The sequence below is a fragment of the Mediterraneibacter sp. genome (genome assembly GCF_030825015.1).
GTDB lineage: Bacteria > Bacillota > Clostridia > Lachnospirales > Lachnospiraceae > Mediterraneibacter.
Map to the genome: position 1 here is coordinate 51856 of NZ_JAPJQP010000006.1, position 16256 is coordinate 68111.

The 16256-nt window shown below is 40.7% G+C and carries 10 protein-coding genes; 2 read left to right on the forward strand and 8 right to left on the reverse strand.

Annotation, left to right across the window (positions count from 1 at the left end; genetic code table 11):
* Positions 1 to 28: 28 nt before the first annotated feature.
* Positions 29 to 2131 (reverse strand): MMPL family transporter, encoded by a 2103-nt coding sequence (locus tag RCH61_RS04845; protein WP_330692922.1) that lies wholly within the window; start codon positions 2129 to 2131, stop codon positions 29 to 31.
* Between the two features lie 180 nt (positions 2132 to 2311).
* Here RCH61_RS04845 and RCH61_RS04850 point away from each other — a divergent pair, with 180 nt between their 5' ends.
* Positions 2312 to 2911 (forward strand): TetR/AcrR family transcriptional regulator, encoded by a 600-nt coding sequence (locus tag RCH61_RS04850; RefSeq protein WP_178006538.1) that lies wholly within the window; start codon positions 2312 to 2314, stop codon positions 2909 to 2911.
* A gap of 138 nt (positions 2912 to 3049) precedes the next feature.
* Here the strand turns inward: RCH61_RS04850 and RCH61_RS04855 are convergent, their stop codons facing one another.
* The 5 genes from RCH61_RS04855 to RCH61_RS04875 form a co-directional block, all read right to left on the reverse strand.
* Complete coding sequence (locus tag RCH61_RS04855) at positions 3050 to 6118, reverse strand: leucine-rich repeat protein (RefSeq protein WP_178006539.1); 3069 nt, start codon at positions 6116 to 6118, stop codon at positions 3050 to 3052.
* 119 nt (positions 6119 to 6237) lie between these two features.
* Positions 6238 to 7611: a penicillin-binding transpeptidase domain-containing protein gene (locus RCH61_RS04860; protein ID WP_178006540.1), complete on the reverse strand. Its 1374-nt coding sequence runs from the start codon at positions 7609 to 7611 to the stop codon at positions 6238 to 6240.
* On the reverse strand, positions 7604 to 9274 hold the full coding sequence (locus RCH61_RS04865) for an O-antigen ligase family protein (protein WP_178006541.1): 1671 nt from the start codon (positions 9272 to 9274) through the stop codon (positions 7604 to 7606). Before RCH61_RS04865 ends, RCH61_RS04860 begins: the two co-directional genes overlap by 8 nt.
* Positions 9275 to 9366: 92 nt before the next feature.
* Positions 9367 to 10179 carry a cohesin domain-containing protein gene (locus tag RCH61_RS04870; protein WP_178006542.1) on the reverse strand — a complete coding sequence of 271 codons (813 nt, stop codon included), beginning with the start codon at positions 10177 to 10179 and terminating at the stop codon, positions 9367 to 9369.
* 236 nt (positions 10180 to 10415) lie between these two features.
* A complete protein-coding gene (locus RCH61_RS04875; RefSeq protein ID WP_178006543.1) occupies positions 10416 to 12917 on the reverse strand; it encodes an Ig-like domain-containing protein in 2502 nt (833 codons plus the stop codon).
* A gap of 314 nt (positions 12918 to 13231) precedes the next feature.
* Here RCH61_RS04875 and RCH61_RS04880 point away from each other — a divergent pair, with 314 nt between their 5' ends.
* Positions 13232 to 14209 (forward strand): LysM peptidoglycan-binding domain-containing protein, encoded by a 978-nt coding sequence (locus RCH61_RS04880; RefSeq protein ID WP_306480040.1) that lies wholly within the window; start codon positions 13232 to 13234, stop codon positions 14207 to 14209.
* A 324-nt stretch (positions 14210 to 14533) separates the two neighbouring features.
* Here the strand turns inward: RCH61_RS04880 and RCH61_RS04885 are convergent, their stop codons facing one another.
* Together RCH61_RS04885 and RCH61_RS04890 are read right to left on the reverse strand one after the other, a co-directional pair.
* On the reverse strand, positions 14534 to 14953 hold the full coding sequence (locus tag RCH61_RS04885; RefSeq protein WP_178006545.1) for a DUF2871 domain-containing protein: 420 nt from the start codon (positions 14951 to 14953) through the stop codon (positions 14534 to 14536).
* A gap of 622 nt (positions 14954 to 15575) precedes the next feature.
* Positions 15576 to 16256, reverse strand: a 681-nt coding sequence (locus tag RCH61_RS04890; RefSeq protein ID WP_306480041.1) for an Ig-like domain-containing protein, incomplete at its 5' end; no start/stop codon positions are given.

Genomic DNA, 16256 nt, shown 5'->3' on the forward strand with positions numbered 1-16256 from the left:
TCATTACGATATTCTTATTGCGCTGTCCTTATTGTGCTGCTTTTATCACTTTATTTTCTTTCCTCTTTTTCTCAACGAATCCGATCGATGTCTTACAGATAATTTTATCAAATATCATAAACATCGCCGGAAGCACAAGAATCACAACGATCATACTGATAATCGCTCCCCTTGCCAACAATGTACAAATAGAACCGATCATATCTACTTTGGAATAACAAGCCACTCCGAACGTTGCCGCAAAGAAACTCAAACCACTGCTGATAATTGACGGCATACTCGTTTTATGAGCGATTGCGATCGCCTCTTTCTTCGATCTTCCTCGTCCCCGTTCTTTCTGATAACGGCTCGTCATTAAGATTGCATAATCAACCGTTGCTCCAAGCTGGATCGTTCCGATGACAATGCTTGCCACAAACGGAAGTTCCGTTCCCATAAAATACGGGAATGCCATATTAACTGCGATTGCGAACTCGATAACCGACACAAGAATGATCGGAAGCGAAATAGACTTAAATACAATCATAATGATCAAGAAGATCGCAGCCATTGAAAGAACATTTACCATCGTAAGGTCTACATCAGTTACATCCTGAAGGTCTTTCATCAAAGGCGCTTCTCCGATTACCATAGCATCATCGTCATACGATTTCACGATATCGTCGATCTTTGCGATCTGTGTGTTAACCTCATCCGTTGCAGATGCATATTCCGAACAAATAAACGCCAGCTCGTAATGATCGCTCTTGAGCATGCTCTTAATATCATCCGGTATCATAGAATCCGGCACAGACGGTCCGATCAGGGAATTCATGCTGATCGTCCATTTCACACCGTCAACTTCGTCAACCCGATCGAGCATTTTCTGTTTCTGAACACCATCCATATTTTTATCCATTAGGATCATATGCATATTGCCCATTTCAAAATCTTTTTCCAGTTTTTCATTTGCCACGTTACTGTCCAAAGATGACGGAAGTGACTGTGCGATATTATAATAGATCTTTGTATGGTTATTTCCGTAAATCGCCGGGAACAAAAGCACTGCAAACAAAACGATCCAGACAACATAATGTTTCGTAATAAACCCTGACGGTTTATTCATATTAGAAAACAGTGGTCTATGTGTTGTTTTTTCTATCCATTTATCAAATACAAGAACAAGAGAAGGAAGCAGCGTTACGCAGCAAAGCACTCCCATAACAACACCTTTTGCCATTACAATTCCAAGATCTCTTCCCAGTGTAAACGTCATGACGCACAATGCCGCAAAGCCTGCGATCGTTGTCACCGAACTTCCGACAACCGACTTAAATGTATTCGCGATCGCATGCCCCATTGCCCGCTCTTTTTCTCCCGGGAAACGCTTCTTATTTTCCTCATAACTGTTCAAAAGGAAAATCGAATAGTCCATCGTCACGCCTAACTGCAGAATTGCCGTCAGCGCTTTCGTAATGTACGATGTCTCTCCCAGAAAAACATTGCTTCCGAGATTATATACGATCGCAGCTCCGATACTGATCAAAAACAAAATCGGAACAAGAAATGACGTAGATGTCAATTCCAATATAACAGGACAACAGAGTACCGCGATCAAAACGTAAATCGGAAGTTCCCGCAGACAAAGATTTTTAATATCTGTAACAACTCCTGTCATTCCGCTTATGAAACATTGCTTATCCGCAATCTGTCTCATCTGCGTCACCGCATCCATCGCCTCATCTGAAGATGTTGTATTATCAAAAAGCGCCAGCATCATCGTTGCATCCCCATTAAAAAACGCTTCCCTGATATCCTTCGGAAGCATCTCCACGGGAAGACTGATATCTGCCGCATCATCGTACCACAACACATCTTTCACATGCGGCACTTCGCTGAATTTCTCTTCCAGCTTCTGTACATCTTTTAGTTCCATATCTTCTACTACGACCATGGAAAATGCTCCCATGCCGTATTCATCTACCAAAATATCCTGTCCCTTCACAGTTTCAAGATGCTCTGGCAGATAACTAAGCAGATCGTAGTTGACCCTCGTGTTCACAATTCCAAAAAAAGACGGAATCATAAGTAACGCACTGATAATCAAGATCAACACACGATGCTTCGCAATCCACTTGCCTGCTTTGACCACTGAAATCATCTCCTTATTTTTTCTATAGTACACAATATATTCCCAAAATGACTAATAGTCAATATTTTTTAGCGATAAAAATGAATTTTAGTCATTTTATTGACTTTCAGAACAAAACAATCCATAATATAGGAAAAATAACAAAAGATTGCGCATGGAAGCACAAGAGGGGAATCTATTATGAGTAAAGTTGAAGATAATAAAAAACAAAAAGAAAGCTCACTCCTTGAAACTGCATTTCATTTGTTTACAAGGAAAGGCTTCGCAAAAACAACGATTTCCGACATCGTCCAACAGGCCGGACTTGCAAAGGGAACTTTCTATCTCTATTTCAAAGATAAATACGATCTGCGTGACAAGCTGATCGTATACAAAGCAAACCAGCTTTTTGACGACGCCCACCGCGCTATTGAGAAAGCAGACGTCAATAGCTTTGAAGATGAACTGCTCTTTACAACAGATTATATTATTGATCGTTTTCAAAAGAATCACTTTTTCATGGAATTTATTGCAAAGAACTTATCCTGGGGGATATTTAAAAGTGTCTTTGCAAACGGAAGTCATTCTTTTTCAAGCCGTTTCTATGATCACTACATGACCGCTCTGAAAAAATACAATATAGACTGTCCTACGCCGGAATTACTTCTCTTCACAATAATCGAATTGATCGGCTCTACAAGCTATAACTGTATCCACAACAGCCAGCCCGTCAGTATGGAAGAATATCTGCCATATCTGCACAAATCACTGCATCACATATTGCTGGCATTTACAGAATAATTACTGCGACATATCTCACCGACATATACAGCTGGTCATAAGTATAAGAAGAACCCCGCTCCGCCTTTCGGCAGAGCAGGGTTCTTCCTGTGCTTACACTCTTACGATTCACTTACAAAATCCGCTTAAGAATCAGATTTACAAATATTCAATTTTACCGCAGACATATCTTAAGATCTTCCGCAAGTCTTTTATATCTACTACTCCGTCTTTTTCCACATCCGCCGCAAGCTTCTGCGTTTCGTTCAATTCCGCCTTCTTACAGATGCTCCGCAATGTCATACGAACATCTCCGATACCAACTTTTCTGTCGGCATCCACATCTCCTCTGATATATTCAGGAGTATACGCCTCAAAATTAAATCCGTTTTCTTTCGCATACTTCTCCGCGGCTGAACCGGCTACGCCCCGGATCGTAAAGCCTTCTACCTTATAAACCTGTCCCGCCATTCCCGTCGTCAAATATCCAAGAGCTTTCTCTCCGATCTTTATTACAGATGCAGGAACAGTCACTTTATTTAATTTTTCACAGCCGACAAATGCATAGTCGCCGATATTCGTTACACTGTCCGGAATTTCAATTCCTGTCAGATTTGTCTGATCAAGGAACGCATATCCTGCGATTCCTTTTGTTCCGGCTTTCAGATTCACAGTACCGCCTTCTGCGATTGTTCCTTTATATTTGTAGTAAACTTTTCCGGCATACACATCACCGTCAGCCTGTGCATCATACCATGCAGTGCTCTCATCTGCATTATATATATTCCAATTCTCAAATGCATAGCCTCCGATTGCCTCTACCGAATCGGGAATTTCAATATCGCTTAACCCGACACATCCGGCAAACGCTTTGTATTCAAGCTCCGTTACTGTATCAGGAATCGAAACTGTCGTAAGTTTTTGATTACAAATAAACGCGCTGTCTCCGATTGTGGCAACTCCATCTCCCCATGTAATTTCCGTCAGGTTACACCATGAAAATGCACTTTTCGCTACATATGCCAGTTTATTTCCAATCGTCACATGTTCAAGAGATATGCAATCTGCAAACGCTTCCTCCCCGATACTCTCCACAGAATCTGGAATTTCAATCTGTTTTAAACTACGGCAGCCTTTAAACGCACTATTTCCAATTACCGAAAGTTTCTTTCCAAAAGTTACATTATTTAAAGAATGACAATAATAAAATGCATTTTTCTCGATTTGCATAACACTCTCTGGAATATTTATTTCTTCTAACTTTTCACATCTTCCAAAAGCCTCCTCTGAGATTTTTTTCAGTTGACTGCCTTGTTCAAAAGTCACTTTCTTCAGATTCGTACATGATGCAAATGCTCCATACTGCATGTCAGTAACTTGTGCCGGAATCATAACTCCTACCACTGTTTCATTATTTGCAAACGACTCTGTTCCAATACTTTTTACAACTTTATCATCGATCTTATCCGGTATTGTTACATTACTTTCCGCTCCTATATATTTTAAAATCTCTGCTGTATTGTCAGCTAAAGTTCTGTATACAAATCCGTTTACTGCTTTAGCTTCTTCAATCTCCCACCGTATATCCTTCTCCTGCGCGGCAACAGCAAAGTGATACGTCTTCCCCTGCTCTAATGAAAGAGCAACTGCTCTGCCGTCAGTTTCTTCACTTTTACATTTTTTTATTTCCGTCCACTTATCATCCCATACAGCAAACATCCCCTTCTCTTTAAAAGTGATTCTATAATCTGCCGACTTATTTGGAACGAAATCATATGCATTTATGCTGTTTTCTGCAGTTACATATTCTGTCTTCTCTGCTGCTGTCTTTATAGTGTTTTTTGCAACAGACCATGTAACTTTGTCCGAATCTCGTTTATAAAGATACACCTGATATCGAACTCCTGACTGCATAACTACTGAATAATTCACTTTCCCATCAAGAACTCCGATTCCTCCCTGTAATCCCATATTTGACATAATATTTATTCGCACATTCTGTTCTGAACTAAAATTATATCGTGCTGTTTCTTCCGGCGTAAATTCGTAAACAACCTGCTTCCCGCTGTTCATATCCTGCGTATACTTCTCGCCAACCTTAATCTTTACTTCTTCAACCCCAATTTCTTCCCTTTGCTCAATGCAAAAATATCTTCCATACGGCACTAAATAATATGTATTTCCTGCGATCATTTCTACGGAGTAAACCGAATTCCACTCTTCGTCATAAAAAACGCCTTCTGCACTATAATATCCTGTTATTTTCGGAACAAACTTATAGTAAGTGCCCTCTGTCTCATTAATGTATAGCTTGTCACACTCTGCTTCTTTTTCGATTCCTTTCAGAATCCCCCATTTTCCTGAAACATCTTCCATGCTGTATCTTCCGAGTGTAATCTCATAAACTTTCCCTTTTTTCAATGCATAAAAAGATGATGACAAAAATTCATTTCCTGTCTGTGGGTCTCTTATCATAATCGACAGCCTGCTGTTTGAACGAACATAATAAATCCCGGTTTCATCCACAGTCAGTCTATAGTAAGCCGAAAAATCCTCCCCTTTTAACTCTACATCAAATTCTCCGGGGGTAATATCTTTGACTTTTCCGGCTTTCCATTTTATAATTTTTTGAGGTTCTGATGAATAGTCTGATAATTTCAAATGATATGTTCCGGCTTTACGAAGTTCAACTCGTGAATTAATAATCTCCACACCTTGTGTTCCGGCTTCGGTTTCTTCCGTAATGCTCACATGCGTATTCCAATAATTATCACTTGTTACCGTAATATAATATTGCCCGTCTTCTTCTACATTCAACTGATAACAAACGGAGCTCTGATCTTCCTGCAGCATAACCGAACCGGATTCTACCGTTCCGTCTTTCTTAAGAGTAATACTTCCTACCACATTTTCTTGTGACGCTGTATTTAGCATCGCATCCGTGCTCTCTGTGTTCATTTCCGGCAATTTCTGTATATCGCCTGCCGTCTTGTCTCCCTCTTCTTCAACTTCACCTCCTGTAGTTACATCCTGCTGTGCATCATTTACAGTTTCATCCTGGATCTGCACACCACTTGCCGCGCCCTCTTGCTTTGCATCACTTACCGCTTTATCCTGCGTCTGTTCTGCCTCTGCATTTACAGAAACCGGAACTGCAAATACCATCGACAGACACATCAGAAAAGCCGTAAATCCTGCGATCACTTTTCGTTCAAATTTTGTAATCATATCTTTTTCCTCCCTTGACGTTTTTTATCGCTTTCTTTTTATCAGTAAAATGATCGCCTCCTTCAAAACAATTCTTTTTAATACCTATCCGATGAAATAATCTTTTTCGGATATAAATATTATTGACATTCCTTACATAACTCTGAAAATGTTCCTTCCTTATAATATCCGACGCCTGTTTCTTTACATCTGTCTCCTGCCAAAAGTCCGCTCTTCCTACAATATACTTCTTCTTTCACGCCATCGGGAACCGGATAGTCTCTGGATCCACCTGCCCCGATCTTTTCAAAAATTCCTTTCCAGATCCGGGCGGCATCCGCAGTATCGGTTTCCGCATCTTTATCAGATTTATACCATACCGCACATACATTTTCCGGAATCGTCCCGACAAACCAGTGATCCCCATACTCGCTCGTTCCGGTTTTGCCGTAAAGATCAAGCCCTTTTACCTGTGCAGATATGCCTGTTCCGTCTGTCACAACTTCCCGAAGCATACGGTTCATAATATAAGCCGTTTCTGCGCTGAACACTTCTGTCTCTTTCTGCTTTGGCGTCCAATATGTCTCGCCTGATTTTTTAATTTCTTTAACCGCACAAAGAGGCGTATCTACTCCTTCATTTATAAATACCTGATATGCATCTGTCATCTTGGCAACGGTCACACCGTTTTCTAAGTACCCAAGCGCTATATTACTTAAGATCCGATCTTCCCCTTCATTTTCCAAAAGCTTTTTCTCGTTATCTACATCATAACCAAGTGCATCGTCCAAAAAGCAAACCGACTTTTCAACTCCGTAATCCTTTAATACTTTCACTGCTACGGTATTATTCGATTCTTTTACCGCATCTGCCACAGTAACCTTTTCCCCTGTAAACGGTACGACGTTTTGCGGCCATTCCTTAGCGATTCCGTTTTCATTTGCCATAACTCCATACGCAGTATCTTCATACAGCGATGACCAGCAGATCGTCCCATCCTCAACCGCCGGACCGTAGACACTAAGCGGTTTCATCGTCGATCCTGCGAATGCAGACTTTGTCACATTATTATAGTTATCGTTTCCTTTTGTATCACTGTAACACGCTGTCAAATGACTTTCTCCATCGCTGACTGCCGCTCCAAACCGATCACAGCTCATCCCTTCGCCATCATTATAAGAAGCAATCACCGCATCCAAAGTCTCCTGATCGAGCCATGTTTCAACTGTTATTTCTTTGTCTGCCAGTATTTTTGCCGCAGTTTCTTCATTCACGCCCTCGCGCTCCTGAATCATTTTGACTGCTTCCTGTGAAACGATATCCGCATAAGACTGATATTCTTCTTCACACTCGTAACCGATCTTGCCGTCCTGAACTGTAAGCTTCGCAATCTCATTTCCTGCCTGATCGAGCACAACCGCTCCGCTTTTTCTGCTCAGCAGCGTTCCTGCCAACGCAAGGACTCCACACACTCCGACTGCTAAGGTAACTCCGACAATTCTCTTTTTATTCATCCATCCGCCTCCTCATGTCTTCAATGATCTCAAGATTTTCATGAGACAATGTCACTTGCGGACGATCCACAATCTTCCATCCGAGCGCGCTCGTATTTTCTTTTACCTGATCCAGCATTTTCGGGATCTCTTCTGCTTTTTCCACACAAAATTTCACTCCGTCTTTATCGCCCATCTGGTGATACAGGCTATTACAGTATACTAACACTTCAAGATAATTCTCATACTCTTCATACTGATACGGCGCAAGCTCGATTGCTTTTAATTTATATTCGGTAAATTGGTCTACATTCCCATCCGCAAAAGCTGCCTGAGCTAATGCACTGTACGGAAGCGCCACAGATTTATTATCCTGAAGCACTTTTTCAGCAATCTCCTTCATTTCTTCTGCTGTATCCGCCTTCGTAAGAAGCGCCAACTGTGCCATCGTATTTCCGCTGTAAACTTTTTCAGCCGTTTTATAGTTTCCCGACGTATAACAAACGTCCGAGATTCCACACATAACCGAAAGCGCAGCGACAGCGATCCCGGTCAGCCCTACAACAGTTCCTGTTAAAACAGGCACTTTCTGCGTCTTAATATTGCGCATATCAAGAAACAGTATCAGTACAAATCCCATTACTATAAACTGAAAATCATAATCGAACAAACTGTGTAAAATCATAATACTGAGAACGATCCTGTTCCGGCTTGTTGTCCGCTTCGTAAACACAGACCTCAAAACCGCCGCGCCCATAAACACCGCCGGAATCACGCCTACGTCAAGCAAGATCTGGATCAATTCATTATGTGCATTTACGACTGTATAAACGCCTGTCTGCACTGACTGCTGTATAAAATAATATCCGTAATAACCAAGACCAAAAGGATGTTTTACTATCAGCGGAAGCGCGTCCTGAACATACAAAATTCTTCCGAGAAACGTACTCGCCCCAAAAGAAATATTTGTAAATCGCTCAAGGACTCCCGTGCTTCCTGCAACAATCGCTAATATAACCGCGATAATCGTCCCTCCCGCAAGAACCGGAACAATCACCTTTTTCCCGGATGCCTTTGCCAAAAATACCCATATAACAGCAATCGCAGTTAATACAAACACGGTACGGCTTCCGCTCATTATAATTCCAAATACAGCGGCGATCCCATACACAACGTCGAGCCAGTCGATTTTCTTATGATCGAATCTCCACATCACAAGAATCAGACAGATCAGCATAAACAGTGCATATGTATTGGGATATTGAAAAAAACCTGATAAACGTCCGGCAACAGATACCCATTGCTCAAAAACTTCAAACTGCATCATGATAAAAGAAAAAACTGTCATAAGGCAGCCGAGCGCCGGAAGATACCCGATCATTTTTTCTCTTTCATCCGGTGCGCCTGATACAAGTACATAAAATAATAACAACGGAAGGAATTTCACAACTCCCATAAGAGCCATTCCCGAATCCACCGCCCATAAACAGGAAAGCAAATATCCGAACACAAGCACGGCAAACGCCGCCATATTCAGATCCCATGCCGCTGTAATCCGCCTCTTCATATACATCCTGTAAAACAGAACTCCGATTAGAAATATTCCTGTCACCGCCGATACCGATACATAATATCCGCCGCCTAATATTCCGACTATCACGATACACGCCATTAAAATCAGCATTCTATTCAGCCCTCACTCTCGCAGCTTTTACTTATCATTTTTTCTTTTCATACTATTGTTTTACTTTTATATTGCCATTTTCTGCTTTGTTTTTATTTTTGTTTCTTTCCGTTTTTCTTCTTTATCAAATAAACAACAACACCTGATAAAATCATAACTCCGCCAAAAACAGCCAACACTTTAAAATCTTCGGCTGACAGTTTTTTCTCATCCTTCCCCTCATCCGTGCTGCCAGTATTTTCTTTTCCTTTTTCATCTGATTCGGACGTATCTTCTTTATCATCGCTCACTTCCTTGTCAGATTTTGACTCATCTTTATTCTTATCTGACTTTTTACTTGATTTATCATCCGACTTCGCCGCATCCGATTTATTCCGATCAGTTGAAACTACAGCGAGATCTCCCACAACTTTCTCCTGAAATTCTTCGTCTACACCGGAAACCTCACCTGTGATCGGCTTACTCGACTCCGTACCGTCTACAACTTCATCCGGCTTCATCCCGATCGGAAGTTTCTCCGTGCAGTCTTTTTTCAATTTGAACTTCAAATCAACGATAGATCCTTCATTTTTCACAGTATCCGGAACAACATACACAACAACAATTTCCGAGGATTCTTCGATATGGTTATAGTCAAAGATCCCGCCTCCGGCTTCTTCAATCAAATCCCCGACTTCCAACTCCTGAAACTCCAATACTTCTTTATCATAATAAATAGAAATCTGAAATCCGCCTACTTCCTGTCCTGTATTAAACTCTACCGGAACAGTTACGATATCTCCGGCTTTTCCTTTCTGATTCTCTACATGAAATTCTGTATACACATCTTCCGCCTGTACTGTCATCCCAAACAGACAGATCATACATAAACTTAAAATAATTTGCTTTATTGCTTTTCCTCTCATAATCCTCTCGTCTCCTATTTTTCTTGTATTCTGTTTCTTCTGCGTTCTGCCTCTTCTATATTCTGCTTCTCCTCTTCTGTTTTTCCTCTGTTCTGCAAGAAAAAACTATGATTCACGCATCCTTTCGGAGCTTTTTGGTATCAGGAGAAACACATTATTTTCTCATTTTTTTCTTTCTTCTGATACCAAAAAGCTCCCTGTCGGTCACTTGCCAACAAGGAGCTGTTTTTTAACTTTTATCTATGCACTCTTTTTTTGAAAATTACTACACCAGCAATCGCTGCCATTGATAAAAGCATTGCTACTGCGAAACCTGAAACATGGCTGCTGTCTCCAGTTTGTACTGCACCGCCGTTAGCCGGGTTTTCGTTCTTATTGTTTGTACCGTTTGCTTTTGCTGTTACTGTCAAAGCATACTCAGCTGTCTTATCTCCAACCTTTGCTGTGATCTTCACAGTTCCGGCTTTTACAGCTTTCACAACACCGTTTGCATCTACTGTTGCTACTTTTGTATCAGAGCTGCTCCATACAACTGTTTTGTCATCTGTTGTATTTGTCGGATTGAATACTACGTTAAGCTTTGTTGTCTTTCCTTCTTCAAGGGAAGTTACATCGCCTTTGATTGAAATCGACTCGAGCGGAATTTCTTTTACTGTTAATTCGTAAGTAAGTTCTTTTTCAAATCCTGCTGTTTTTACTGTAACTGTAATCGTTGCTTTTCCTGCTTTCAACGCCGTTATCATACCGCCTTTATCTACAGAAACAACCTTCTCATCAGATGATACAAATGTATATGTTATATCATCCGTTGTATTCCCCGGATTCAGTCCGATTCTAATTTGATGTTTTTCACCTTTAGATAATTCAGATGGATTCTTTATCTCATCAAGCATAACATCTGTCAAGTGGATCTCTTTTACTGTCACTGTACAAGTAGCTTTATGTCCTCCGGCAACTGTTTCTGCTGTAATTACAGCTTCGCCTTCTTTAAGCGCTTTTACAGTTCCGTTTGCATCAACTGTCGCTACGCTCGGATCACTGCTTGTCCATCTTACTTCACGGCTGTCTTCTGTATTATTCGGAACAAATGACACTTCAAGTTTTTCTGTTTTACCTTTCAGAAGGTCTTTAATTTCCGTCTTATTCAGTACGATGCTTTCTGTATGGATCGGAACTTTCACTTCACATACTGCTGTGATCTTATCATTTGCTTTTGCTGTTGCAACGATCTTTGTTGTTCCGCCTGCAACTGCCGTAACAACACCATTTGCATCTACTGTTGCTACATTCTCGTTTTCACTCTTCCATGTAACAGCTTTTTCATCTGTCGTATCTACCGGAAGATATGCTACACTCAAGTTTGCCGTCTGACCTTTTTCAACTGTCACCTTATCCGGTGTCACTTTGATACCTGTCAGTTTTGCATTAACAGTAACTGTACATTCTGCTTTGTGTGTACCTACTGTTGCTGTAATCTTTGTTGCGCCCACTGCTTTTGCTGTAACAACACCATTTTTTACTGTCGCAATGTTTTCGTTTGCACTTGTCCATGTAACAGTCTTATCATCTGTTGTATTTGCCGGGTTGTAAATCACTTTAAGAGCTTCACTGCTCTGACCTTTGGAAAGTTCCAAAGTCGTTTTATCAAGTGAGATTCCCGTAAGCGGAACTCTCTTTACAGTAACTGCACATTCTGCTGTGAATTTTCCAACTGTAGCTTTAATTGTAGCTGTACCGTCTTTGAGCGCTGTCACTTTACCGTTCTGATCAACTTTGGCTACCGTTGCGTCACTGCTTTCCCATTTTACAGTTTTGCTGTCTGTTGTATCTTCCGGGGTATATTTCACTTTCAATGTTGCAGACTGATTTTTCTCCAAAGCAAGTGTTGTCTGATCCAGAGTGATTCCTGTAAGCGGATTATCTACTGTAACTTTTACAGTATCGCTCTTACCACCCAAACTTGCTTTAATTGTAGCTGTACCAACGCCAACAGCCTTAACCTCACCGTTTTCAACTGTTGCAACATTTTGGTTAGAAGATGTCCACACAACTGCGTCTTTATCAAACGCTGCTGCCGGAGTTCCTTCTACTGTAAGCGTTTTTGAACTGCCTTTTGCTAATGTGAAATCACTCTCTTTGATGTTAAGAGAAGCAAGCTCGATCACAACCGGGATCTGACCGTCTTTGATTTCATTTCCGCTTTTGTCTAATGTTTGAGTTGGAACATCTTTACCTTCGATAGGAGTTCTATCATTATCATTTGTTCCCGTTTCAATTCCTACACAGTTAAAGCCCATAAGACCTGAGCCTTTTGCATTTTCATTAACTGTTACATCAAATGTAAAAAGCAATGTGTCTTTATTTACCGGGTTATTCTCAGTCATTTCAAGAAGTACCGAGAAACCACCTGCTGTATCCACATCCGATTCATCTACGATAAATGAAAAATTCTTTTTCAGAACATTTGCCGGATCTTTATCCAAGCTGCCTTTTACATATGTATATACCTTTGTGTCGAAATCAAACCCGCCAATAACCTGCATCACATTTCCGTTTGGTTTAAGCCAACATTCAACATGAACTGTATCACCGGGTTTCATTTTTGTGACATCCGTCTTAGTTATAATTGACGGTCCGTTCGCAGCCTGTACATCCATCTCCGGAACTGCCACAAATCCCGTGATGACCATGACCAGAGCCAAGACTAAAGCTGCGATCTTGTTTAGCTTCTTTTTCATCCCTTTTTCTCCTCTCCTATATTTTGATGAGTGCCTAGTAATCCTAGTAAATCCACTTAAACATAATCATTATAGGACTTTATTTTTGTTTTTGCAACGCTTATACACAAATATTTACCGTAACTTCTCCTATTTATCTATTTTATACATTTTATCGTAAAAATCATCTCTTTCACACACGCTTTCTTTGGCAATACATACAATAACCATAGAAAAAGCATGCTGTCATAATCTTTTCATCACTGCCTGTTTTTTCAACATTTCTTCTATTTTTATATTAGAAACTCAAAAATTCACACATTTATGGAGGCAATATGAATATAAAAGGACTTGATGTCAGCGAATTTCAAGGTGAAGTCAACTGGGAACAGGTTAAAAACGCAGGATATCAATTTGCTATGCTTCGCGCAGGCTATGGATTCAACACAATCGATAAACAATTTCAAAGAAATGCTTCTGAGTGTAACCGAATCGGACTCCCGATCGGGGTTTACTGGTTCTGCTATGCTGTCAGTCCTGAAACGGCAGTTCAGGAAGCCGACGGATGCTTAAGCGCCATTCGTAATTACCGAATTGATTATCCTGTCTGTTATGATATTGAACAGGCATCCATTGCTTATGCTCTTGGAGAAGGCGTCACCGTAACCTCATCTCTCGCGAAACAATTTGTAACTGCTTTCTGCAACCGCATCGAAGCAAATGGTTACTATGCAATGTTTTATACAAACCGAAGTTTTTTAGACAATTATCTCGGAAATGATCTTGCCAAACGATATGCCTTTTGGTATGCCCGCTACGCATCTTCTTTCGATGGAACGAACTGCGGAATGTGGCAGTATACAAACGAAGGAAGTGTTCCCGGTATCGGCGGAAATGTTGACCTTGACATCGGCTACATTGATTATCCGGGCATCATTCGACAGGCCGGACTTAATCACCTGTCCGGCAGCGTTCCGTCGCCCGCTCCTTCGCCGACTCCGGCATATATTACCTATACCATTCAGCCCGGCGATACTTTAAGCGAAATTGCTCTGCGTTACGGTACAACTGTTTCTGCCCTCGCAGCTCTAAATAATATTGCAGATCCGAATCTTATTTACGCCGGAAATACAATCCGAATTCCGCAAGGCGTCGATTCCGGCAGTCCGGTATATTACACGATTCGCCCTGGTGATACTTTGAGTGAAATCGCCGAAAGATTCGGAACAACCGTTTCTGCCCTTTCCACTTTGAACGGAATTTCCGATCCCAACCTCATTTATGCCGGAAATACGCTTCTGATTTCTTCGTAATCCGCGTAATGAACCGCTTATTCCCAGCTTTACCTGTGTAATACGCACCTATGAAAATATACAAATTTAAGAATTTCGTAATTTTTTTTCGTTTTCTTTTAGACATTGAACATACTTTGGACACATTTTGCAGATATACTATTCAACAGATAGTTGATAAAACAACTATCTCCCCCCTCATAAAGTAAAGGCATCCCGGATAACCGGGATGTCGCACTTTACTCTCATTCCTTTAGATAACTATAAAAAACAACGAAACCCGTTAGCCATAAGGTTAGCGGGTTTTCGCTGTTTATTTTTTCTTTTAACTTTTCCTGCTATTTCTTATTGTTTTTGTATAAGTTCCCGCTTTATCGCGAACAGCAGAAGCAGCAGCGCGATCATCATTCCGATATGAGATAACCCTGCAAAACCGGAGATCATCCCGTTACCCATTTTTCCAACCTCTATCCCGAGAACCTGAACAATTCCTCGAACAAGCATCATAAGTACCATTGCCGGCAGAGCAATATTATATAGAACAAAAAATTTTTTAAACAAAAGATTTTCCGCCAACATCGTTATCTTCGCAAAAAGAGCTGTCAGCAAAAATAACAACGTTCCCATCACTAACAAATGGACGTGTAAAACGCCTAATGTCGTCGGTTCTGTATACCCGTTCCATTTTGTAAATTCTCGATAAAAGACACCCCCTGCCATTGCAAATATAAAATAGGCAATCGCTGTATTTATAATTCTTTTCATATGTATCTTCTCCTTTTTCCATTTCTTTTATGTCACTTTTCAATTTCTTTCTGCAAGCCTGCGCATAATTTCTGCCAAATAAAACATCTGCCATAAACAAAAATATAATAAACACAATTTTCCCCGCCTGCTTTTCCTCCGCGCAACTGTTCTGTTCATTTTCCTCCCCTCTCCGATATGAACACTATTCATATTAGTTTTCTATAGGATATTTGTCAAGTTTTCCTTATTTTTCTTCTTTTCCTCATTTACGATTTTTTTACTTGTTTTTTAGTTTTTTCTTTTTCTTTAATCATTCAAACATACTTTTTACACATTTTCTGTATATACTTTATCTCAGATAGTTGATACAGCAACTATCCCCCTCATAAAGTAATGACATCCCGGATAAGGATGTCGCACTTTACTCTCATTCCTTTAGATAACTATAAAACAACGAAACCCGTTATCCCTTGTGGTTAGCGGGTTTTCGCTGTATACAAACTCTGCATAGAAAACCTGTGTACAAAGCAGCACATTCCGGGATTGTAAGAAATCGCCATACAAAGAACCGCTCCCTGCTATTACCAGGGAGCGGCTCTTCCACACTATCTCACAATATTATCTTGCAAGATGTCTGATTTTATTTTTTCTTTTTGTTTCTGATTACGAGGACTGCCGCTACGATAGCGATTGCAGCTACAAGACCTGCGATCGGAAGCCATACATTCTTATCGTCACCTGTCTGAACTGCACCGGAATTGTTCTTTCCTTCTTCTTTATCAGATGTCGGAGGAACTTTTCCTTTCTCCTCAACAGTCACTTTAATTGTTACTTTTTGGAATTTTTCAGGAATCTTAATTCCTTCTTTTGCCTGAAGCGTTCCTGTCAATTCATATGTTCCTGCTTTGTCTGCTTTATATGCATCCGTGTTCCATACTACTGACAGTGTCTCTTCTGCCTTATCGTTCAGCGTTATTTTCGCTTCTTTCGGAAGATTCAGTTTCTCAACCGGAGTTCCGAACTTCACAGTGAGATCAGCAAGCTTCTCTACTGCTGTCACAACTTTGTCTTCCGGCTTCGGCGGATTCACTTCTTCCGCCTCTACAGTTACATTGATTGTCACTGTCTTGAAGTTTTCAGGAATCTTAATTCCTTCTTTTGCCTGAAGCGTTCCTGTCAGTTCGTATGTTCCTGCTTTGTCTGCTTTATACGCATCCGTGTTCCACTCTACTGACAATGTATCTTCTGTATCATCATCCAATGTTACTTTTACTTCTTTCGGAAGGTTCAGTTTCTCAACTGCAGTTCCGAACTTCACAGT

Excerpts from the sequence above, each read along its gene's own strand:
- RCH61_RS04885 (WP_178006545.1), bottom strand. The coding sequence starts at position 14,953 with ATGAAAAGAATTATAAATACAGCGATTGCCTATTTTATATTTGCAATG.
- RCH61_RS04860 (WP_178006540.1), bottom strand. The coding sequence starts at position 7,611 with ATGAATAAAAAGAGAATTGTCGGAGTTACCTTAGCAGTCGGAGTGTGT.
- RCH61_RS04880 (WP_306480040.1), top strand. The coding sequence starts at position 13,232 with ATGAATATAAAAGGACTTGATGTCAGCGAATTTCAAGGTGAAGTCAAC.
- RCH61_RS04870 (WP_178006542.1), bottom strand. The coding sequence starts at position 10,179 with ATGAGAGGAAAAGCAATAAAGCAAATTATTTTAAGTTTATGTATGATC.
- RCH61_RS04855 (WP_178006539.1), bottom strand. The coding sequence starts at position 6,118 with ATGATTACAAAATTTGAACGAAAAGTGATCGCAGGATTTACGGCTTTT.
- RCH61_RS04865 (WP_178006541.1), bottom strand. The coding sequence starts at position 9,274 with ATGCTGATTTTAATGGCGTGTATCGTGATAGTCGGAATATTAGGCGGC.
- RCH61_RS04850 (WP_178006538.1), top strand. The coding sequence starts at position 2,312 with ATGAGTAAAGTTGAAGATAATAAAAAACAAAAAGAAAGCTCACTCCTT.
- RCH61_RS04875 (WP_178006543.1), bottom strand. The coding sequence starts at position 12,917 with ATGAAAAAGAAGCTAAACAAGATCGCAGCTTTAGTCTTGGCTCTGGTC.